General features: G+C 65.7%; 16 protein-coding genes. 9 read left to right on the top strand and 7 right to left on the bottom strand.

Annotation, left to right across the window (positions count from 1 at the left end):
• Positions 1-3: 3 nt before the first annotated feature.
• Entirely contained in the window at positions 4-687 is a 684-nt protein-coding gene (locus tag KF907_RS01705) for a YggS family pyridoxal phosphate-dependent enzyme (RefSeq protein WP_291217526.1), read from the bottom strand.
• A gap of 74 nt (positions 688-761) precedes the next feature.
• On the opposite strand from KF907_RS01705, the gene KF907_RS01700 reads away from it, so the two are divergent.
• The 3 genes from KF907_RS01700 to KF907_RS01690 all read left to right on the top strand — a co-directional run bounded on the left by KF907_RS01700 (position 762) and on the right by KF907_RS01690 (position 3,966).
• Positions 762-1,799, top strand: a complete 1,038-nt coding sequence (locus KF907_RS01700; RefSeq protein WP_291217524.1) for a type IV pilus twitching motility protein PilT — start codon at positions 762-764, stop codon at positions 1,797-1,799.
• Between the two features lie 178 nt (positions 1,800-1,977).
• Positions 1,978-3,105 carry a PilT/PilU family type 4a pilus ATPase gene (locus tag KF907_RS01695; protein WP_291217522.1) on the top strand — a complete coding sequence of 376 codons (1,128 nt, stop codon included), beginning with the start codon at positions 1,978-1,980 and terminating at the stop codon, positions 3,103-3,105.
• A 111-nt stretch (positions 3,106-3,216) separates the two neighbouring features.
• Complete coding sequence (locus KF907_RS01690) at positions 3,217-3,966, top strand: class I SAM-dependent methyltransferase (RefSeq protein WP_291217520.1); 750 nt, start codon at positions 3,217-3,219, stop codon at positions 3,964-3,966.
• A gap of 21 nt (positions 3,967-3,987) precedes the next feature.
• On the opposite strand, the gene KF907_RS01685 is transcribed toward KF907_RS01690, so the two are convergent.
• The 6 genes from KF907_RS01685 to gshB form a co-directional block, all read right to left on the bottom strand.
• The gene (locus tag KF907_RS01685) at positions 3,988-5,688 is read right to left on the bottom strand and encodes a hypothetical protein (protein ID WP_291217518.1); all 1,701 of its coding nucleotides are present in this window, start codon (positions 5,686-5,688) and stop codon (positions 3,988-3,990) included.
• A 31-nt stretch (positions 5,689-5,719) separates the two neighbouring features.
• Positions 5,720-6,664 carry an aspartate carbamoyltransferase catalytic subunit gene (locus KF907_RS01680; protein ID WP_291217516.1) on the bottom strand — a complete coding sequence of 315 codons (945 nt, stop codon included), beginning with the start codon at positions 6,662-6,664 and terminating at the stop codon, positions 5,720-5,722.
• Positions 6,661-7,110, bottom strand: coding sequence for a Holliday junction resolvase RuvX (gene ruvX / locus KF907_RS01675; protein ID WP_291217514.1), 450 nt, complete (start codon positions 7,108-7,110; stop codon positions 6,661-6,663). Before ruvX ends, KF907_RS01680 begins: the two co-directional genes overlap by 4 nt.
• Entirely contained in the window at positions 7,111-7,674 is a 564-nt protein-coding gene (locus tag KF907_RS01670) for a YqgE/AlgH family protein (protein WP_291217511.1), read from the bottom strand.
• 425 nt (positions 7,675-8,099) lie between these two features.
• Complete coding sequence (locus KF907_RS01665; RefSeq protein WP_291217509.1) at positions 8,100-8,957, bottom strand: energy transducer TonB; 858 nt, start codon at positions 8,955-8,957, stop codon at positions 8,100-8,102.
• The gene (gene gshB / locus KF907_RS01660; protein ID WP_291217507.1) at positions 8,954-9,901 is read right to left on the bottom strand and encodes a glutathione synthase; all 948 of its coding nucleotides are present in this window, start codon (positions 9,899-9,901) and stop codon (positions 8,954-8,956) included. The genes KF907_RS01665 and gshB overlap by 4 nt, the downstream gene beginning before the upstream one ends.
• Before the next feature lie 377 nt (positions 9,902-10,278).
• On the opposite strand from gshB, the gene KF907_RS01655 reads away from it, so the two are divergent.
• The 6 genes from KF907_RS01655 (at position 10,279) to KF907_RS01630 (ending at position 22,326) form a co-directional block, all read left to right on the top strand.
• Entirely contained in the window at positions 10,279-10,635 is a 357-nt protein-coding gene (locus KF907_RS01655; protein WP_291220209.1) for a response regulator, read from the top strand.
• A 53-nt stretch (positions 10,636-10,688) separates the two neighbouring features.
• Entirely contained in the window at positions 10,689-11,054 is a 366-nt protein-coding gene (locus tag KF907_RS01650) for a response regulator (RefSeq protein ID WP_291217505.1), read from the top strand.
• Between the two features lie 7 nt (positions 11,055-11,061).
• Positions 11,062-11,610, top strand: a complete 549-nt coding sequence (locus KF907_RS01645) for a chemotaxis protein CheW (RefSeq protein WP_291217502.1) — start codon at positions 11,062-11,064, stop codon at positions 11,608-11,610.
• Positions 11,611-11,672: 62 nt separating this feature from the next.
• Entirely contained in the window at positions 11,673-13,712 is a 2,040-nt protein-coding gene (locus tag KF907_RS01640; protein WP_291217500.1) for a methyl-accepting chemotaxis protein, read from the top strand.
• Between the two features lie 213 nt (positions 13,713-13,925).
• Positions 13,926-20,456: a hybrid sensor histidine kinase/response regulator gene (locus tag KF907_RS01635; RefSeq protein ID WP_291217498.1), complete on the top strand. Its 6,531-nt coding sequence runs from the start codon at positions 13,926-13,928 to the stop codon at positions 20,454-20,456.
• Entirely contained in the window at positions 20,449-22,326 is a 1,878-nt protein-coding gene (locus tag KF907_RS01630; RefSeq protein ID WP_291217497.1) for a chemotaxis protein CheB, read from the top strand. The genes KF907_RS01635 and KF907_RS01630 overlap by 8 nt, the downstream gene beginning before the upstream one ends.
• Positions 22,327-22,330: the final 4 nt, after the last annotated feature.

The raw sequence follows: 22,330 nt of genomic DNA, 5'->3' as shown, positions 1-22,330 counted from the left end.
CGCTCAGCCGCGCGTGCCGAACAGCGCGCTGCCGATGCGCACCATGGTTGCGCCTTCACGGATCGCCAGCTCGAAGTCCTCGGACATGCCCATCGACAGCGTGTCGATCGCAGGGTGCGTGCCACGCAGGCGCTCGAACAGTGCACGCATGCGGGCGAAGGCGCGTGCGCGGTCGGCATGGTCGATGGCAGGAGCCGGTATTGCCATCAGCCCGCGCAGGCGCAGACGCGGTGACGCGGAGACAAGATCGGCCAGGGCCGGCACTTCGTCCGGCGCGCAGCCGGACTTGGTTGGCTCGTCATCGATGTCAACCTGAACGAGCACGTCGAGCGGTGGCAGTCCGGTAGGACGCTCGCGTTCGAGCAAGGGGACCAGCCGGGCCCGGTCGAGCGTCTGCAGCCAGTCGAAATGGCGTGCGACCTCGCGGCACTTGTTCGATTGCAGCGGGCCGATCAGATGCCACTCGAGATCGAGTCCGGCCAGTTCGGCCTGCTTGGCGCGCGCTTCCTGCACGTAGTTCTCGCCGAATGCACGCTGGCCGAGCGCGGCCAGCGCAGCCAGCGCCGCCGCCGGTCGCGTCTTGCCGACCGCGATCACGCGCACCGGCCGCCCCGCCGCCGCCGCCTGCGCGCGGTCGATCACGGAACGCCATGCCAGTTCGGGGGAATTCGCGGATTGTGCTTGCATCACCTTGATTTTGCCGAGCTATACTCGCGCGAACCGCAGCCTCATGCTGCCGCGCCTTGCCAGGGGAAGATTGTATGGATATCGCCGAGCTGTTGGCCTTTTCGGTCAAGAACAAGGCCTCGGATCTGCATCTGTCGGCCGGCTTGCCGCCGATGATCCGCGTCGATGGCGACGTCCGCCGCATCAACATCCCGGCGCTCGACCACAAGCAGATCCACTCGCTGATCTACGACATCATGTCGGACAAGCAGCGCCGCGACTACGAAGAGTTTCTCGAGGTCGACTTCTCGTTCGAGATCCCGGGCCTGGCGCGCTTCCGCGTCAACGCCTTCAACCAGAACCGCGGTGCCGGCGCGGTATTCCGCACGATTCCGTCCGAGGTTCTGACTCTCGAGGACCTCGGCTGTCCGAAGGTGTTCAAGGAACTGATCGAGCAGCCTCAGGGGCTGATCCTGGTCACCGGGCCGACCGGCTCGGGCAAATCGACGACGCTGGCGGCGATGGTCGACCACGTCAACAAGCACGAGTACGGCCACATCCTCTCGGTCGAGGATCCGATCGAGTTCGTGCACACCTCGCAGAAGTGCCTGATCAACCAGCGCGAAGTGCACCGCGACACGCACGGTTTCAACGAGGCACTGCGCTCGGCGTTGCGTGAAGACCCGGACTACATCCTCGTCGGCGAGTTGCGCGACCTCGAAACCATCCGCCTTGCCCTTACGGCCGCGGAAACCGGTCACCTCGTGTTTGCCACCCTGCATACGAGTTCTGCGGCGAAGACGATCGACCGCATCATCGACGTGTTCCCGGCTGGCGAGAAACCCATGGTGCGCTCGATGCTGTCCGAGTCGTTGCGCGCGGTGATCTCGCAGTCGCTGCTCAAGAAGGTCGGCGGCGGCCGCATCGCCGCGCATGAGATCATGGTCGGCATCCCGGCTATCCGCAATCTGATCCGCGAGGACAAGGTTGCGCAGATGTATTCGGCGATCCAGACCGGCGCCCAGCACGGCATGCAGACCCTCGATCAGTGCCTGCAGGATCTGGTCAAGCGCGGCCTCGTCACCCGCCAGCAGGCAATCGGCTACGCGAAGAACAAGGAAATCTTCAAGTAGAGCGGCCGAGCGAACTCCGGTTTGCCGGAGTGCGTGCATCGGGTTGAAGTTGAACCCGCTCACCCGCGAGATGCGTCTGCGGGCTGCCTGCGGGTCGTGCCAGACATCGCATCGCGTACGGCGGGGCGCAGTGTAAGATGCCCGCCACCCCAGCCCGGCCGCACGCCTGGAGACGGACATGAGCAGCGTCGATTTCACATCCTTTCTCAAGCTGATGGTGCACAAGAAGGCGTCCGACCTGTTCATCACGGCCGGGGTCGCGCCGTCGATGAAGGTGCATGGGCGCATCTCGCCGATCACGCAGAATGCGCTGACACCTCAGCAATCGCGCGACATGGTGCTGAACGTGATGACGCCATCGCAGCGCGAGGAATTCGAAAAGACGCACGAGTGCCAGTTTGCGATTGCCGTCACCGGCGTCGGTCGCTTCCGTGTTTCGTGCTTCTACCAGCGCAACTGTGTCGGCATGGTTCTGCGCCGCATCGAGACGCGCATCCCGACCGTCGACGAATTGAGCCTGCCGCCGATCATCAAGACGCTGGCGATGACCAAACGCGGCATCATCATCTTCGTCGGCGCCACCGGCACCGGCAAGTCGACTTCGCTGGCCGCGATGGTCGGTTACCGCAACCAGAACTCGACCGGTCACATCATCACGATCGAGGATCCGATCGAGTACGTGCACAAGCATGAGGGCTGCATCATCACCCAGCGCGAGCTCGGCATCGACACCGACTCCTGGGAGAACGCGCTGAAGAACACCCTGCGCCAGGCACCCGACGTCATCATGATCGGCGAGGTGCGCACGCGCGAGACGATGGAACACGCGATCAACTTCTCCGAGACCGGCCATCTGTGCCTGTGCACGTTGCACGCGAACAACGCCAATCAGGCGATGGACCGCATCATCCACTTCTTCGCCGAGGACCGTCGCGCGCAGTTGTTCATGGACCTGTCGCTGAACCTCAAGGGTGTGGTCGCCCAGCAGCTCATTCCCACTCCGGACGGCAAGTCGCGCCGAGTCGCCATCGAGGTACTGCTGGGCACGCCGCTGGTGCAGGACTACATCCGCCAGGGCGACATCCACAAGCTGAAGGACGTGATGAAGGAGTCGACCAACCTCGGCATGAAGACCTTCGACCAGAGCCTGTTCGAGCTTTACCAGGCCGGCGAAATTTCCTACGAGGATGCGCTGCGCCACGCAGATTCGGCCAACGAGGTGCGCCTCAAGATCAAGCTCGCCCAGGGCGGCGACGCGCATACCCTTTCGCAGGGCCTCGATGGCGTAGAGCTGGCGGAGACGTGAGTGGGGCCGGGCATCGGAATCAGAGCGTAGGGAATGGTCAAATCTCGATCGGATGGGCAGGGTGAAGCCCATCCTGAGCCGGCTGGCGGCCCCCTCCATTCCCCGTTGCACATGTCCAAGTCCCGGCAGTTGGCCCACCTTCGCCAGGTCTGGTCCAGCCTAGGTCGCGAGGATCCGTTGTGGGCCGTGCTGTCGCGGCCGGACAAGCGTGGCGGGCGCTGGGATGTCGATGAGTTCTTTGCGACCGGCCGGATCGAGATCGGCGAGCATCTCGCCGCGTTCGCCGCGATGGGCCTGCCACGTGCGCGTGGGCGGGCCGTCGATTTCGGTTGCGGGGCGGGGCGATTGACCCGGCCGCTCGCAGCCATGTTCGACGAGGCGATCGGCGTGGACGTTTCGCCGAGCATGATCGACTGCGCGCGCCGGCTCAATGCCGGCATCGACAACCTGCATTTCATCGAGAACGCAGCGCCGACGCTGGCGATGCTCGCCGACGCCAGCGTCGATTTCGTCTATTCGAACATGACCCTGCAGCACATTCCCGCCGAACTCGCCGAGGGGTATGTCGACGAGTTCCTGCGCGTGCTCGCGCCGGGTGGTGTGGCGTCGTTCCAGTTCGTCGCCGGCACGGACGCGAGCCTGCGCGGACGCCTCTACGGTATGGTACCGAACCGCTGGCTCAACCCTCTGCGCCGCCTGGCATGGCGGCGCAGCACGGTGTTCGAAATGCACGTGCTCGGAGAATCCCGTCTTGAAACCGTGCTCACTCGCCATCCGGGCGTGCGCCTTGTGATCGCCATGGACGATGGTGCAGCAGGCGCGGGGTGGGTCGGACGACGCTGGATAGTCACGCGCGACTGATCGTGCCCGCGCGCACCCGGACTACGGAACCATTTCGATGTCCTGTACGAGTTCGAGGCCCTTGGGCGTGGCGTTGACGCGAATATCGCCCTGCTTGATCCACTTCGCGTACAGCGCATAGAGATCGCGCTGTGCGGCCAGGTCGACCTGGTCCTCGGTCGGCAGCATCGTGCCGAATCGGCCCATCATGTCGCCGACGATCGAGTAGAGCGCACCGCTGAAGGCGAGCCGCATGAGTTGGCCATCGCTCGCCGCAGGCGCATCGAGGTACGCCTTCAGGTCAGCGTCGCCGGCGGCCAGCGCGACCGCTTTCGCATCCATCGCCACGCGCAGCGTCGGAGACTGGCCGATGCTGCCCGGGATGACGTCGGCCGGCAGCGTGACCGGCGTGCCATCGGTCGGAATCGACACCTGGGCAAGTGCCGGCAGGGTCATCTGCGCCATGCCGATCAGGGCCTGTGGATTGCTGGTGGCGATGAGCAGGCGCGCGGCAAAATTCGGTTCGCCGTCTGCTGGCCAGCTGAAGCGGTCGAGAGTCAGACGCAGGCCGGTGAAATCGCTCAACGGCGGCGGTACGAACTGTGAGAGTTGTTTCTTCATCTCGGCGGCCTTGGCATTCCAGTCGCTGAAGGCCGCGCACTTGTAGGGTGAAGCGACTACCGGCTCGATGCGCGCGAGCAGAAAATCCTTGAGCTTGATTACCGGCAGCGACACGGCGACATCGTAGATCGCATCGGCTGGCGCATTCGATCCCGGTGGGGGTGCCGACAGCGTCAGCAGCGACTGCGCGACCGGTGCGGCCAGGTCGATTCGCGCCGAGGCACGCATGCGGGATGCGTCGAGCTGCGTGTAGCCGAACACCATGCGCGGCATCTGTGCGAACAAGCCGTCGAGTTCAGCGCGACAGATGTCATCGAGGGCTGGCGCTGGCGCATTTCCGGCGAGCGCGGCGAAAGCGCGGTAGCCTGGATCACGGTCGACCAGCGCGACGATACGGCGCAGGTCGAGCCAGCCGGAGAAGTAGGGCTGATAGCCCTCAGCCTGTTCGAGTGCGGCGAGCGCGGCACTGGCGGCGAGGTTCTGCTGCGGCCGCTCGAAGCCGAGCACGCGACGCAGCAAGGCCTCGTCGGCATTCGCCGGGAGGACGCTGGTGACGAGTTGGCGACCTTCGATGGCGATCAGGCCGCGCAGTTTTTCGAGGTCGATCGTCCACACCGAGCGACCGTCGACATCAAGTGTGCCGAGTCGGGCCCCGCTGTTCGCCTCGATGCGTGCGACCATCGCGCGAAATGCATCCGGGTCGCCGAGCTCGATACGCAGCACGGGCACGAGGCCGACAGCGTAGAGTGCAGCACGCGCCTTCGTGGTGAAGCCGACGGCAACCCACTTGTCGATCGTGTCGAGCGACTTCAGTTCGGCGATGAGCGCATTGGCGACACGCAACGCGGTCGCTGCCTGCGGGTCGTCCGCGCTTGTCGCCAGCCCGGTCAGCATTTTCTCGTACATGCCGATCATGACCGGCCAGGCGCCCTGCATCTGCCGTGACCAGGCGTTCACGCTCGCCTCGGGCAAGGGCTCGCGGTTGGCCATGACGAAGGCGGTATCGGCCGGCACGTAGGCCAGTGGCGAAGCATCGGCCTCAACAGGCGCCCTCGCGCCACAGGCGCCCAGGACGAGGGTCGCGGCGAGCAGGACGGCGCGGGCATGATGGACAGCGTTCATGGGGTCATCTCCTCGGAGCAGTTGAAGCGAATCAGGGGTCGAGCAGGTCGGTGAGCACGGCCATGCGCACAGGGATGCCGTTGGCTACCTGGGCGAAGATGCGTGACTGCGGACCGTCGGCGACGGCGTCGGCGATCTCGACGCCCCGATTCATCGGCCCTGGATGCATGACGATCGCATCGCGGGAGGTACGGCGCAGGCGTTTCTCGTCGAGTCCGTAGCGCTCGAAATAGGCGCTCTCGCTCTGAACCAGTGCCTCGTCCATGCGCTCCTTCTGCAGGCGCAACATGATGACGACGTCGCTGCCATCCAGTGCGGCGTCGAAGTCGGTGGTGATGATCGCGCCGGCACATTCCTCCGCTGTCGGCAACAGGCGCTTCGGTCCGCACAGGCGGATCTCGCGCGCACCCAGCGCGCGCAGCATGTGCAGGTCGGAGCGCGCGACGCGCGAATGCAGGATATCGCCGCAGATCGTTACGGTCAGATGCGCGAAGTCGCCGTGATGGTCGCGGATGGTCAGGGCGTCGAGCAGGCCCTGGGTTGGATGGGCGTGGTTGCCGTCGCCGGCATTGATGATCGCCGCGTGCCGTGCGCTGGCGGCCAGACGTGCGGGTGTGCCATTCGCCTTGTGGCGCACGACCAAGGCATCGGCCTGCATCGCTTCGAGCGTGGCCAGAGTGTCTTCGAGCGTCTCGCCTTTGTTGGTCGAAGAACTGGCGATATCGAAGTTGACGACCTGTGCGCCGAGTCGCCGCGCCGCCAGTTCGAAACTCGTACGTGTGCGCGTCGAGGGTTCGAAGAACAGGTTGACGACCGTGCGTCCGGCCAGCGGTCTCGGCTTCGCGCCGGCGGCGGCGAAGGCCGTGCGCAGCATCGCGGCGCGGTCGAGCAGGGCGCCGATGCGTTCGCCGCCGAGACCGTCGAGAGTAAGCAGGTGGCGCAGGCGGCGGGTGTCATCGAACTGCAGCGTATTCATGGCGAGAGCATGCCTTCATCCGGCTGGGCCAGCCAGGTTTCGAGGATGACCTGGGCGGCCAGCGCATCGATCGCGGCGGCGTGCTTGCGCCGCGCCACGCCGTCGGCACGCTGGCGGGCGAAGCGGCGGCTCGCTTCCCGCGAGCTGTGGCGTTCGTCGACCAGGTGGGCCGGGCGCGCATGCCGTTGCGCGATCATCTCGGCAAAGCGGCGCGCAAACGTACTCATCGGTTGTTCGCCGCCATCTAGGGTGAGCGGCAGGCCGACCACGAACCACTCCGGCTGCCACTCGGCAACGAGGCGGTCGATCGCACTCCAGTCGAATTCACCGCCGCGTACCTCGACCGTGGCGATCGCGCGTGCGGTGCCGGCATCGCGCTGGCCGACCGCGACACCGATCAGCTTGCGCCCGACGTCGAACGCGAGCGCGCGGCCCGGCGTGACCATTCAGGCGTTGCCCGCGTAGGGCGAGATCCTGGCGAGGTTGACGCCGACCAGGGCAGCCGAGGCCTGCCAGCGTTCGTCCAGCGGCGTCTCGAACAGCACGCTGGGGTCGGCCGGCGCGGTCAGCCAGGCGTTCTCGCGCAACTCGTGCTCGATCTGGCCCGGGCTCCAGCCCGAATAGCCGAGCGCGACGAGGGCGTGTTCCGGGCCACGTCCGACCGCAATCGCGGCGAGGATGTCGCGTGAGGTGGTCACGCTGACCTCGTCGGAGATGCGGAACGAGGAATCCCACTCGCCATGCGGCGTGTGCAGGACGAAGCCGCGCTCGGGTTGTACCGGCCCACCGACCAGAACGGGTGCATCGATCACGTCGCGCAATTCCGAGCGCAGGTTCATCTGCGCGAGCACGTCGCCGAGGCGGTACTCCGACAGACGGTTGATCATGATGCCCATGGCGCCGTCCTCGCCATGCTGGCAAACGAGGGCAACCCCGCGCGCGAAGTTCGGGTCGCGCAGTGATGGCATCGCGATCAGCAACTGGTTCGAGAGCGTGGAGGCCTCGTGCATGGGGGCGATTGTACTAGGGATGCTCTGATCAATCCCGCAATGGCGTCATGACATCCGCAAGGTTCGCAGCGGGGTGGGCGTGGCGAAGTGCAGGCTGGTTGCCTGGGCGAGCCGCGCACGCCGCGCTGCGGGCCTTGCGGATGTCACCCCGTCATTGGGAATCGAAAGGCTGAGGCCGCCCTGTGCGGACGCAGCTCGGCGTTGGGCCGGCTCGACAGACGGCCAGTCTGCCTTCGCCGTCGCGCCTTGATCTGCGCCCGCACAGGACGGTGACGCCGTTGTGGGATTGATCAGGACATCCCTGGGAGCCGGGAATGGTGAAATGCCGGCAATAGGGAATGGGGAATAGAGAATGGGGAATGATCAAAAGCAAACGCTCTGCGCTCCTGCTTCAACCATTCCCTATTCCCCATTCCCAGCCCCTCTCAGCGGTTGCGCAAGATGTTTCCGGGCAAGAACTGCCACGTACGCGTGATGTAGAGCTCGTCCACGGTGTCGCCGTCTTTCGGCAGGGCGTTGAATGGGGCGGACAGGTGGACGATGCGGATGGCGGCGTCGTCGAGCACCTTGTGGCCGCTCGGCTGGATGATGTCGACGCTGCGGACGTTGCCGTCGCGGTCGAGACCGACGGTCAGTACGAGCTGGCCGTGCAATTCCTGGCGCCGCGCCTCGTCGGGGTAGTTGAGGTTGCCGATGCGTTCGACGCGGGCAACCCAGGCGGCCATGTACGAGGCATAGGCGTATTCCTTCGTATTGGCCGAGATGAACTTGCGTTTCGGTCGTTTGGCGTACTGCTCGGATTCGCGCTGCACTTCCTGGGCGAGGCGCGCCATTTCGAGCTTGCGTTCGATGATCTCGCGCTCGACCGCGGCGTCGATGGTCTGCGTCTGGGGCGTTTCGCGCTCGGTCTGTACGGCGAGGTCGGATTCGCGCGCGGTCAGCAGTTCCTCCCGGCTCGGCGGGGTCGGTCGCGGCGCACCCGTTTCGGTCGGGCGCGGGGTGATGCCGGCGGTCGGTTTTGGCAATGGGCTGGATAGCGGCTCGGTCGGCCGCTTCGCGGTCTCGGCGTCCCCGCCACCGCTGTTGCTGGCCTGGGCGAGGAAATCGGCCTTGTCCGGCGTTTGCCCGCTGGCCGACTGCACCAGGATGACGTCGAGTGCCGGCAGCGCCGGGGCCGGCTTCTCGTAGGCGAAGGTCACGCCGAGCGCAAGCACGCCGTGGGCTATCAGCGAGAACAACAGGGTCACGCCGAGGCGGTCGCCGGCGGTGGTTGAAGTGTTCACCCGAGGCGATCCTCGATGGTGTCGAACAGGCGGCCGGCGATGTTGATGCCGAACAGGGCGTCGAGCTCGCGGATGCAGGTCGGCGAGGTCACGTTGATCTCGGTCAACCAGTCGCCGATGACGTCGAGGCCGACAAAGATCATGCCGCGCCGCCTCAGTTCCGGTCCGACCTGGGCGGCGATCCAGCGGTCGCGGTCGGACAGCGGCACGCCAACGCCCTTGCCGCCGGCAGCAAGATTGCCGCGGAAGTCGTCGCCCTGCGGGATGCGCGCCAGCGCGTAGTCGACCGGTTCGCCGTCGACCAGCAGGATGCGCTTGTCGCCGGCCGTGATATCGGGAATGAAGCGCTGGGCGACGGCAAAGCGGGCACCGTTGTCGGTGAGCGTCTCGAGGATGACGTTGAGGTTCGGGTCGCCGTGCGCAGACTTGAAGATGCTGTGTCCACCCATGCCATCGAGCGGCTTGAGTACGACTTTGTCATGTTCCGCCACAAATCGTCGGATTTCGCGCACATCGCGCGCGACCAGGGTCGGCGTGATGCACTGCGGAAAGAGCAGGGTGAACAGTTTCTCGTTGGCATCGCGCAGGCCCTGCGGATGGTTGACCACGAGCACGCCGGCATCGTGGGCGAGTTGCAGGACGAGCGTGTCGTAAAGGAACTGGGTGTCGAGGGGCGGGTCCTTGCGGGCCAGCACGAGGTCGAGCGTGCGCAGGTCGGTCCAGGTCGGCGTGCCCAGCGAATACCAGCCCGTCGGATCGTCGCGCACTTCGAGCGGAGCCAGCCGTGCCCACGGCACGCCATCACGGATGGCGAGGTCACCTTGGGTCATGTAGCGCAGGTGCCAGCCACGCGCCTGCGCCTCGAGCAGCATCGCGAAAGTTGAGTCCTTGGCGATCTTGATGGCGGCGATGGCGTCCATGAGGACGGCCAGGGTGCGCGGCATGGTCGGCTCCGGAATGAATCAGGGCGTCCCCGAGCGGCATCATTCGTGCATGCAAGAGCAGGGTCACCGCGTCGCGTATATTACACTGCGCTACGCAGCGGCTCGTCGGGGCAGGTTGTGCGGCAAGTCCATATTCCATGTATTGCAAGGACTTGGGCGCATAACTTGACAAGTCAGCTAAGTAAAGCTTAAAGAAGCCCGAACAGGGGATTGTCGGGGAGGCGCCACGCGACAGCACGGCGTTTCCCCGGGTTGCGCGCATGTATGGCCCGTCGTTGCCGAGTTGGCCGCGGGGGCCGGTCCGATCACGAGTTGGCGACGGGAGTCTGCACCAGGTGGATGAGACCAAACAGGGCAGCTTGGGCGGCCTTAAAGTCATGGTCATTGATGACTCGAAGACCATCCGGCGCACGGCGGAGACGCTGCTGCGCAAGGAGGGCTGCGAAGTCGTGACTGCGACCGACGGCTTCGAGGCGCTGGCCAAGATTTCCGACCAGCAGCCGCAGATCATCTTCGTCGACATCATGATGCCGCGGCTCGACGGATATCAGACCTGCGCGTTGATCAAGAACAACCAGATTTTCCGCAACACGCCGGTGATCATGCTGTCCTCGAAGGACGGCCTGTTCGACAAGGCGCGTGGGCGCATCGTCGGTTCCGAGCAGTACCTGACCAAGCCGTTCACGCGCGAGGAGCTGCTCGGTGCGATCCGCCGGCATGTGGATTGGAAGTAAGCCGTTGCACGGATGTTGAAACCAAAGGCCATTCGACTCACGGGGGTTAGGCGGTGGCGCACATTTTCATCATTGACGATTCGCCGACAGACGTGCGCGTCTTCACCACGATGCTCGAGAAGGCGGGGCATCGCGTCAGCAGCGCGGCGAGTGCCGAGGATGGCATCGTCAAGGTGCGCCACGAGCGCCCCGATCTCGTCATCATGGACGTCATCATGCCCGGCATGAACGGTTTCCAGGCCACGCGCAACCTCAGTCGCGATGCCGGGACTTCGGACATCCCGATTCTCATCATCACGACGAAGTCGATGGACACCGATCGCGTCTGGGGCCTGCGTCAAGGTGCCAAGGACTTCATGACCAAGCCGGTCGAGTCGACGGATCTCCTTCAGCGCATCGACTCGCTGCTGGCGGGTTAGGTCGACCATGGCACTCGACACCACGCCAACCTCACCCTACGAAGCGCTCGCCGACTACGAGCAGCGCAGCCTGGCCCACGTTGCCGGTCTGCCCGATCAAGTCGAGGCCGAGGGTCTGTGGCGCGGCATCGGTTTTCGCGTCGGTTCGCATCACTTGGTCAGCAGCATCGCCGAGGTCAACGAAATCCTGACCATGCCGCCACTGGCAATCGTGCCGGGGACGAGGTCTTGGATGCTTGGTGTGGCCAACGTGCGCGGCAACCTCGTCGCGGTAATCGACCTGCGCGGCCACATCGAGGGCGAGCGCACGCTGTTGACCGACTCTTCGCGGGTGCTGGTCGTGCGCCAGCACGGCGGCAGCGTCGGCCTGCTCGTCGACGAAGTGCTTGGGCAGCGCAGTTTTTCCGACGATCAACGCGCGCAGGCGGTCGGCGAAGAGGACGAGCGCTACGCACGTTTCGTCGGAGAAAAGGTACAGCTCGGGGACGTGCTGTGGGGCTTGTTCAGCATGAGCGCGCTGGTGCGCTCGGCGGAGTTCCAGCAGGCGGCCAATTGATCGCGGGCGGGCGTCGCTGGGCGGCGCGTGCCAACAGCAACTTTCAGGGGTGAGGTGAAACCATGAGCACAACGTCCGGCGCACTCTCGGGATCGGAGCGATCCGGCAGTTTCAATACGCTGCTGATCATCCTGCTCGTGTTGGCGATCGCCTTCGCGGCCGTCGATTTCGGTTATCTGACGATCAAGAACGGCCACGATCGCCAGGCCAGTTCGCTGACCACGCAGATCCAGGTGCTGTCGCAGGAGCTGACCACCTACGCGTCCAACGCGGCCGGCGGCAACGAGATCTCGTTCTCCGAACTGGACGGCACGCGCGCGACGATCGATCGCAACATCGGCGCTCTCAAGAATGGCGACAACGCAACCGGTATGCCCGGCTACGCCGACGAACCGCACGTGCAGAAAGAGATCAGGGAACTCGATGCGGCGTGGACGCAGGTGCTCACCAACGCGACCAAGATCCTCAACGGCAAGACCCTCGTGCTCGACACTGCCGCGACCAGTGAGGACTTCACATCGAAGATGCCGATCCTCAATTCGCGCATGAATGAGGTCGTCAACATCCTTACCGAGCGTAACGGCGCTGCCGGCCAGGTCTACATTGCCACGCGCCAGATGCTGCTCGCCGACCGCATGATTCGCCGCGTGCAGGAAATCGGCCAGGGCGGCCAGGACGCGCAGTCCGCGGCAGATGGTTTCTCGCGCGACGCGGCGATGTATCGTTCTGTGCTGAATGGCCTGATTGACGGTAACGCCACGCTCAATATCCGCGCGATCGACCAGCCGAACGCGCGCACCATTCTCGGTGACGTGCTGCAGCAATGGGTCGGCCTGGATGAACCGGTCGGCAAGATCCTCGAATCCTCGACCGGCCTGCAGGACGTCAAGGCGGCGGCGAACGATATCGTGCGCGACAGCAAGGTCGTGCTCGAGAAGGCCAAGGTGGTCGCCCAGCGCCTTGACGAGCTGCCATCCAAGCGCCTCTTCCCGAACCCCCTGTGGGGCGCAATCGCTGCGGCGCTGGCCATCCTGCTCGTCATCTTCCTCGGTGTTGCACTCGTGCGCGACCAGCAGCGCCGCTACCAGTTGTCGGCCGAGCTGAACCAGCGCAACCAGGAAGCGATCCTGCGCCTGCTCGATGAGATGGGCTCGCTCGCCGAAGGCGACCTCACGGTAAAGGCCACCGTCACCGAAGACATCACCGGCGCGATCGCGGACTCGATCAACTTCGCAGTCGAGGCGCTGCGCTCCCTGGTGACCACGATCAACGAGACTGCCGTGCAGGTATCCGCCGCCGCGCAGGAAACGCAGGCGACCGCGATGCACCTTGCCGAGGCCGCCGAGCACCAGGCGCAGCAGATCACATCGGCTTCGGCGGCAATCAATGAGATCGCGGTCTCGATCGACGAGGTGTCGAAGAACTCCGCGGAGAGCGCCGAGGTGGCGCAGCGCTCGGTGCAGATTGCTGCCAAGGGGGCCGGCATCGTGCGCCAGACGATCCAGGGCATGGACTCGATCCGCGACCAGATCCAGGAAACCTCAAAGCGCATCAAGCGCCTCGGTGAGTCGTCGCAGGAAATCGGATCGATCGTCGAACTGATCAACGACATCGCCGAGCAGACCAACATTCTCGCGCTGAACGCGGCGATCCAGGCGGCCTCGGCCGGTGAGGCCGGTCGCGGCTTCGCGGTGGTTGCCGACGAAGTCCAGCGCCTCGCGGAGCGTTCGGCGAACGCGACCAAGCGAATCGAGACGCTGGTGCAGACGATTCAGTCGGACACGAACGAAGCGGTCAGTTCGATGGAGCAGACCACGGCCGAGGTCGTCGCCGGCGCCCGCCTTGCCGAGGACGCGGGCCTCGCTCTCGGCGAGATCGAAAAGGTTTCGCATGACCTTGCCGACCTCATCCAGAACATTTCGTCGGCGGCGCGCCAGCAGTCGGCCGCGGCGACCAACATCTCGGCGACCATGAACGTCATTCAGGAAATCACCACGCAGACCTCGGTCGGTGCGAGCCAGACGGCAGAGTCGATCGGCAACCTTGCCCAACTCGCTTCCGATCTGCGCCGCTCGGTCGCGGACTTCAAGCTGCCGGGCTGATCTGATCCTGGAACTGAACCACCACGGAGACTGCGAGCACAGACACCTGCGACCACTGTCATGAACCCGTCGCCGCCGGATGCGCGAGCATCCGCAGGGAAAGCGATGGCGCCACATGTCGGGTAGACGAGTCATCGCGCGTGCGAAGCCTGCTTCGCCGCGGGATGTGCGTTCCAGGGTCGGCGGGGGCGTCTCGCGAGGGCGAACGAGAAGATGAAACTGCAAGACGACTTCACCACGCTGAACTGGGTCAAGGGCGAGCTCGACGAGACCCTCAAGCAGGCTCGCCAGGCCCTTGAGGCCTACGTCGACGACCCTGCCGACGCGAGTCTCATGCAGTTCTGCTCCACCTATCTGCACCAGGCGCAGGGCAGCCTGCGCATGGTCGAGCTGTACGGCGCGGCGATGGTCGTGGAAGAAATGGAGCGCGTCGCCGAAGCGCTGCTCGCCGATGCCGTGCGTCAGCGTGAGGAGGCTTACTCGATCCTCATGCGCGGAATGGTCCAGCTGCCGGACTACCTCGAGCGCGTGCAGAGTGGGCACAAGGATATTCCGATCGTCCTGTTGCCGCTGCTCAATGACCTGCGCGCCTGCCGCGGCGAGAAGCTGCTCACCGAATCGGTGCTGTTTGCGCCCGATCTGTCGCTGCCGCTGCCCGCCGAAGCGAAGGGACTGGTCGCGCCGTTGCCGCAGAAGGAGTTGCAGGCTCAGGCTCTGCGCCTGCGCCTGGCGTTCCAGGCAGCCCTGCTGAAATGGTTCCGCGAAGCTGGTGTTCCCCAGCATCCGCACCGCCTGCGCGACATTCTTGATCGCCTGCGTACCAGCGTGGCACACGGCGAGCATCCACGTCGCCTGTTCTGGATCGCCGCTGCCGTGGCCGATGCGATCGGCGATGGTGCGCTCGAATCGAGTGCGGCGGTCAAATTGTTGTTCGGTGGCGTCGATCGCGAGATCCGTCGTTTCGGCGACACCGGCGAGGCGGCGTTCGCGGCCACACCGCCACGCGATCTGGTGCAGAACCTGCTGTATTACATCGCTCATTCGACGAGCCAGTCGGGTCGCGTGCAACTGATTCGCGACACCTATCGGCTCGGTTCCCTGTTGCCGACCGATGCCGAGGTGGAGCATGCGCGCGGCTCCATGGCCGGGCACAATCGCACCCTGCTCGATACGGTTTCGGTTGCGATCAAGGACGACCTGCTGCGCGTCAAGGAGGCGCTCGACATCTTCCTGCGCGCGCAGAATCGCGACAGCGCCGACTTGGTCAGTCAGGTCGACCTGCTCGACCGCGTGCGCGACACGCTTGGCATGCTCGGCCTCGGGGTGCCGCGTCGGGTCGTCACCGAACAGCGCGGCATCATCGAGGACATCGCTGCCGGTCGTCGTCAGGCCGACGAGGGCACCCTGCTCGACGTCGCGGGTGCACTGCTCTATGTCGAGTCCTCGCTCGATGACCACATCGAGCGCCTCGGCGCGGCGAATGCGGAAGCCGACGACGGCGCACTCGAGCTGCCCAAGGCCGAAGTACGCAAGATTCTCGACGCGCTGATGCGCGAGGCCTCGGTCAACATCCAGCAGGCCAAGCATGACATCGTCGCCTTCATAGAATCACCTTGGGACCATGCGCGCGTCGAGCAGATCCCGCGCCTGCTCGAGGAGATTTCCGGAGCGATGCGCATGCTCGACCTCGGCGAGGCGGCCGAGCTGATGGGCGGCCTGATCCGCTTCGTCGAAGTCGAACTGCTGCAACATCGGCGCGTGCCGACCACCGAGCAGATGGACCAACTCGCCGATGCTCTGGCGTCGATCGAGTACTACCTCGAGGCCACGCGTGAACAGCGTGCCGGGCGCGAAAAGATCCTCGCCGTCACGCGCAGCAGTCTCGAAGCGCTCGGGTACTGGCCAGTGCCGCCGCCGCTCGACGACGGACCCGGCCTGGATCCCGGGCCCCGATCCGGCCCGGATGGCGACCCGCCGCCGCCGGAGGGGGCGCCCGACGAATCCCTGCTCGCCGCCGCGGCCGCGCTCGCCTACGGCACGGCCGACGAGCCGGCTTCGGCTGCGTCGGCGTCGAGTCTGGCCTTTGCTGGCGAAGCACCATCGGACGCCTCGTTCCCGTCGTGGAGCGAACCTCTGCCGGTCGAGCAGGAGGCCGCGCTGCACATCGGCGAGACCGAGAGCAACGAGGGCATTGAACTCGCCCCGATCGACGTCGACCTGACGGCATTCGTCGATGTCCTCGTCGCGCCTGCCGATGGGGAGGCCGGGGCTGCCGCGGTGCCGAGTGATCCGGCAGCGGTCGACGGTCAGGAACTCGACAGCATTGTCGAGATTGCCGCCGGCAGCGATCTGCGCGGATTGATCGTTGGCGACGCGCCTGCGCACCAACCCGAGGAGCAGGATCTTGCCGGCCTGCGCCTGGTCGAGACGTTCGAACGCGATGCGGTGCCCGAGCTTGAAGTCTCGCCCCCGGTTGATGCCGTCGACCAGGCCGCCAGCACCGATGCCGATGCTGATGCAGTCGATTGGATCGAAATCAGCGAGGAAGTTGAGGAGGAGATCGAGGACGACGAGACGGGGGCGCCGGCCGTCGGCAGTAGCGGGTTCCAGGTCGACGCCGACAGCGGCATCGACGACGAGATCCGCGACGTGTTCATCGAGGAAGTCCAGGAAGAGATCGACGGCCTCGGTACCGCCTTGCCGGCGTGGAAGGCCAATCTCGACGACCTCGAGCAGCTCAAGCCCATCCGTCGCGCCTTCCACACGATGAAAGGTTCGGGGCGTCTCGTCGGCGCCCTCACCCTCGGTGAATTCAGCTGGAAGGTCGAGAACATGCTCAACCGCGTGCTCGATCGCACGATCCAGCCCGCTCCGCAGGTGTACGCACTCGTGCAGCACGCCGTCGATGCCTTGCCGGGCCTGCTCGCCGCATTGCGTGGCGACGGCGTGATCGAGGCGGACATCGGTGCCATCATGGATACCGCCGATCGCCTCGGCGCCGGCGAAATGGTCGAGGTGCCAAAGCGTCAGCCAGTTGGCCGGCGTACGATCAAGCGCATCGTCACGCGCCGCGTTGCCGTGCCGAAAGCGCCGCCGGCAACGCCTGCCGAACCCACCCACGACCTCACCTCCGCGGCGCCGGTGGCGATCGAATCGGCGCACAGCGAGAGCATCGTCGCCGGTCCGCTGCCGGGACTTGATCCGGTCCTGTTCGACATCTTGAAGAGCGAGACCGCCCTGCATCTCGGCGTGGTCGACGATTTCCTCGAGCAATCCAGGTACGTGCCACTGCCAGTCTCGGAGGCCGTGCTGCGCGCCGTGCACACCCTGAGCGGAGCCATCGCGATGGTCGAGATCGCGCCGCTCGCGCAGGTCCTGGCGCCACTCGAGGGGTACCTCAAGCGCGCGCGCGCCGAAGCCGCGCCGCTCGCAGCGGAGGGCCTCGCTGTCATCGCCGAATCGTCGGAGATCGTGCGCGAGGTCATGCGTCGGCTCGACGAGGGTTCGAGCGCCCTGCCGGATTCCACGGCACTCGCCGAACGCATCTCGGCGATGCGGGATGAGCTGGCCGAGCCGGTCAGCGCGCTCGAGTTCTATCACGAGGGACATGCCGACGAAGGCGACGTGGGGGCGGAGGATGTCGCAGTCGCTGCGGTGGGGCCCGACGAGGAACTCGTCGGCCTCGACGAGCTGACGGCTGAACTCGAAGGTCTCGCCGGCGAGATGGTGGAACCGTCGATCACGGCGGACGATGCCGAGGCTGCTGTCGCGGTAGAAGTCACGCGGATGTTTGCTGGCCAGTTGCCGAGTGGAGACGCCGAGTTGGTCGACGCCGGCATCCTGCTGAGTGCGGCCAATGTATTCGAGCAACTGCCCGACAAGCCTGCTGCAGTGGCGGAATCTGCCGCGGGTGCGGCCGACGCCGAGGCAGGCGACATTGCATTGGAGGGTGACGTTGCCGAAGTTTCCGGGACTTCCGGCGAGGACCTCGACAGTACCGTGGCGGAAGTGTCGATCGCCGCAAACGACGGTGCGGAGCCTCTGCAAGAACTCGAATCCGAATGGTTCGCGGTCGCCGACGTCGACGGTGAGCCGGTTTCGGCGGAAGCCGACGAGCCGCTCCTTGAAGCGCAGGCCTTCGCCGACGAAGTGGTGCTCGGCTTCGAGACACCGGTAGCAGTGGACGAGGCTGTGGTCGAGTCCACCGAGGCCATCGAGTCTGAAGAGGCCATCGAGTCCGACGAGGCCATCGAGTCTGAAGCGTCGGTGGTCGATGTCGAACAGGCTGGCGCCGAACTCGAGGTTCTGCTCGGTGAGACCGGCGCTGCGCTCGAGGACGAACAGCCCGAGGGCCGCCTCGAATTGCCGGAGATGGACGAAGACCTGCTCGACATCTTTGTGCTCGAGGGCAACGACATTCTCGACCAGGCCGACACGACGATGGCGCGCCTGCGCGAGACGCCTCACGAGCGCGAGCTGCTCGGTGGTCTGCAGCGCAACCTGCACACCCTCAAGGGCGGTGCGCGCATGGCCGGACTTGCTCCGATCGGCGATCTCGCCCACGTCATGGAATCCCTGCTCGACGCCGTGCAGGAAGGACTCCGCGAGATGGACCGTCCGGCGGTCGAGGCGCTTGAGCGCGGTTTCGACGGTCTGCACGGCCTGGTTCAGCGCGTCGCGCGGCGCCAGGCCATTGCCATGCCTGAACGCGCGATCATGCGCTTCGAGAACCTCGTCGCCGGCGAAACACTGTCAGCGCCGACGGCGAGCGATCGCGCTGCCGCCGCTGCAGCCGTGTCTGAGCCGGCACCGGCACCGGCACCGGCACCGGTGCGACCGGCTCCGCGCCCGATGCCGGTGGCCGAGATCGAGGAGGAGGCTCGTGCGCCGCAGGAAATGATCCGCGTGCGCTCCGAACTGCTCGACTCGCTGGTCAACTATGCCGGTGAGGTGTCGATCTACCGTTCGCGCCTCGAGCAGCAAATCTCGACATTCCGCTTCAACCTCATCGAATTCGAACAGACCGTCAGTCGTCTGCGCGAGCAGCTGCGCAAGCTGGAGATCGAGACCGAGGCGCAGATCATCGCGCGCTACCAGCGCGAGCATCACGAAGGCGCCGACGCAACCTTCGATCCGCTTGAGCTCGACCGATTCTCGCAACTGCAGCAGTATTCACGCGCGCTCGGCGAGTCGGTGTCTGACCTGGTATCGATTCAGGGCCTTCTCGACGACCTCACCCGCCAGTCGGAAACCCTGTTGCTGCAGCAGTCGCGGGTCAGCTCGGACCTGCAGGAAGGCCTCATGCGTACTCGCATGGTGCCGTTCGATTCGCTGGTGCCCTCGCTGCGCCGCACACTGCGCCAGGCTGCGCAGGAAACCGGCAAGCGCGCCCAACTCAAGGTCGAGGGTGCGCAGGGTGAAATGGACCGCAACCTGCTCGAGCGCATGAAGGCGCCGTTCGAGCACATGCTGCGCAACGCGCTCGCCCACGGCATCGAGACGCCGGAGCAGCGCCTTGCTGCGGGCAAGCCGCTCGATGGTACGGTGACGATCGCGGTAACGCGTGAATCGACCGAAGTCGTGCTGCGCATCACCGACGACGGCGCAGGCATGGATCGCGACGCGATCCGCGCCAAGGCGATCAGCCAGGGCATGTTGAGCCCGGACGCGCAACTTTCCGACCGCGACCTCTACGGCTTCATCATGGAGCCCGGCTTTTCCACCGCCGAACAGGTCACCCAGCTTTCCGGACGCGGCGTCGGCATGGACGTCGTGCTCAGTGAAATCAAGCAGCTCGGTGGCTCGCTGGTCATCGATTCGAAGCCGGGCGAGGGCTCGGTCTTCACGATCCGCCTGCCATTCACCCTTGCCGTGACCCAGGCGATTCTCGTGCGCCTCGGCGATGCCGTCTACGCAGTGCCGATGTCATCGGTGCAGGGCGTCGTGCGCATTGCTCTCGACGACTACCAGCGCCGCATGACGAGTGGAAACCCGACGTATGCATATGCCGGCGATGAGTTCTCGATCTACGAACTCTCGCACCTGCTCGGCGTGCCGCCGGGACGCATCGTCGACGAGACGCAGTTGCCGCTGTTGATGACGCGCACCGGCGACCAGCGCGCCGCGGTGCGCATCGATGCGGTGGTCGGTTCGCGTGAAATCGTCGTCAAGTCGGTCGGTCCGCAGATCAGTTCGGTGCCGGGCATCTTCGGCGCAACGATCATGGGCGACGGCTCGGTGGTCATGATCCTCGACCTCGCTCCGCTGGTGCGTCGCGTCTCCGCACTGCGCGCGAGCGTCGCCGCCGGCGAGGTGTCGGAGATGCCGGCCGCAGCCGAACCGGTGGCGGTCGAGACGCGTCGCAACCCGCTCATCATGGTTGTCGACGACTCGATCACCATGCGCAAGGTGACCACGCGTGTGCTCGAACGTGCCGACATGGAGGTCATCACCGCGAAGGACGGCCTCGACGCAGTCGAAAAACTGCAGGACAACGTGCCCGATCTCATGCTGCTGGACATCGAGATGCCGCGCATGGATGGCTACGAACTGGCCACCTACATGCGCAATGACGCGCGCCTGCGTGGAGTGCCGATCATCATGGTCACCTCGCGCACGGGCGAAAAGCATCGCCAGCGCGCGATCGAGATTGGTGTCGAGCGCTACCTCGGCAAGCCGTACCAGGAAGCCGATCTGCTGCGCAATGTGCAGGAAACGCTGAGGGCACACCGTGTCGATGCCTGAGTCCAGCGTTCCGATCGCCCTGCTGTCGCAGGTCGGTGAATCGAGCCGCCATGTGCGTGAGGCGTTGGCCGGAGCCGGCACTCCAATCGTCTACGAGGCGAATGCCGCCGCGCTGGACCGCGACGCGCTGGAAGCCTCCGGCGCGCGCGTCGTCGTCGTCAATCTCGACGGTGATGTCGAGGCGCAGCTCGACGAGGTCTATGCCTTGCTTGACGATGACCGCTACAAGGTGATCTTCAACGAGGCGCAGGTTTCGCTGCAGCTCGCAGGTTGGGAGCAGGCGCGCTGGGCGCGTCATCTCGCCGCCAAGGTGCTCGGCGCCGAACATGCCGATCCGCCGCGCCCGGCCGATGCCGAACCGGTGCCGAAGCCGGAGCCTGCGCCGCGCATGGCGCCCGCCGCCGACGTCACCGATGTAGTCGAAGCCACGCAGCCCGGACAGGAGGTGCCTGCGCCAGGGCCGCAGGTCGAGATCGAGGCGGCAACCGACCTCGCCGCCGAGTTTGCGCTCGATGACGCCACTGCCGCGACGCCGGCGGGCGATTTCAGCTTCGATTTCGAGATTGCCGAGGTCGAGCAGCCCAGCGGCTCCGAAGACGTGGTCGCCGCGAGCGATACCGAGGCATTCGAATCGCCGCTTGCCGGATCAGATTCCGACGCCACCGACATTGCCGCGCTGGGCTTCGGCGATCTCGACGATTTTGCCGGCGACAGCGGCGTCGAAGACGGTATCGGTTTCGTGGCGGACGAGCCAACGCAACCGCGTCCGCATGACGAATCGGCGTTCGGATTCGACCTTGACCCGATCGATGAAGCGCCGGCCACGGTCGCGCCCCCGCCCCAGGACGTGGCTGCCGAACTGGTGGCCTCCGCTGAGGCGATCGACCGTGCGGCCAGCGCTCGCGATGGCCTGGTTGAACTCGAACTGCTCGATCTCGATTGGGCCGATGCGCCGGCGCCTCCAGCTCGCGAGGAGGCTCCTGAAGCCGTGGTGGTTCCGCCTCCACCGGTATCGCATGAAGCCTTCTCCTGGACTCTGTCGGAGGTCGACGGTGAAGAGGCTGCCGAGACCGCAGCGCCGCCACCCGACGCGAAGGCCGACTTCGGCATCGAGACGATCAGCGCCGCCGAGTATCTCGCTCCGGAGGCCGAGCCGGCCGCCGAAGAAACCGCGGAACCGGCGAGTTTCTCCCTCGAACTCGTGCCGCTCGAGGAGGCGGTCGCCCCGCAGCCGCGCGATGCAGCGCCGGCGCACGAGAGCTGGATGGACACGGCGGCGGTCAAGATCGCGGTGCGCAGGGTGATCGTGCTCGGCGCTTCGATCGGCGGTCCCGAAGCCGTGCGCGAGTTCCTCGCCCACATCCCGAAGGACTATCCGGCGTTGTTCCTGCTTGCCCAGCACATGGGTGCCGAGTTCGTCGACCTGATGGCCCAGCAACTGACCAAGGCCACCTCGCTGACCGTACGCATGCCCTCGCATGGCGAGCGGGTCGGCCACGGTGACATCGTCATCGTGCCGATCGATCGCCGCCTGCGCATCGACGCCGAAGGCGTGGTAGTGCTGGAACCGCTCGACGAGCAGCAGCCCGCATACAGCCCATCGATCGACCAGTTGCTCGTCGATGTCGCCGACCGCTTCGGCGCGAAGGCCAGTGCGATCGTGTTCTCCGGCATGGCCGAGGATGCGGCAGAGGGCAGCCGCATCCTCGTCGCCAAGGGTGGTCGTGTCTACGTGCAGGATCCCGAGACCTGCGTCATCAGTTCGATGGTCGATGGGGTGCTCGAGACCGGCGTCGCTTCGTTCACGGGTTCGCCGCAGGAGCTCGCCGAACGCGTGCTCGCCGAACGTGGCGCTCCCTCAAACTCTTAGGACA

The sequence above is a fragment of the Dokdonella sp. genome (assembly GCF_019634775.1).
GTDB lineage: Bacteria > Pseudomonadota > Gammaproteobacteria > Xanthomonadales > Rhodanobacteraceae > Dokdonella.
Note: the sequence above shows the minus strand (reverse complement) of the source record. Positions and strands in the feature narration are given on the sequence as shown.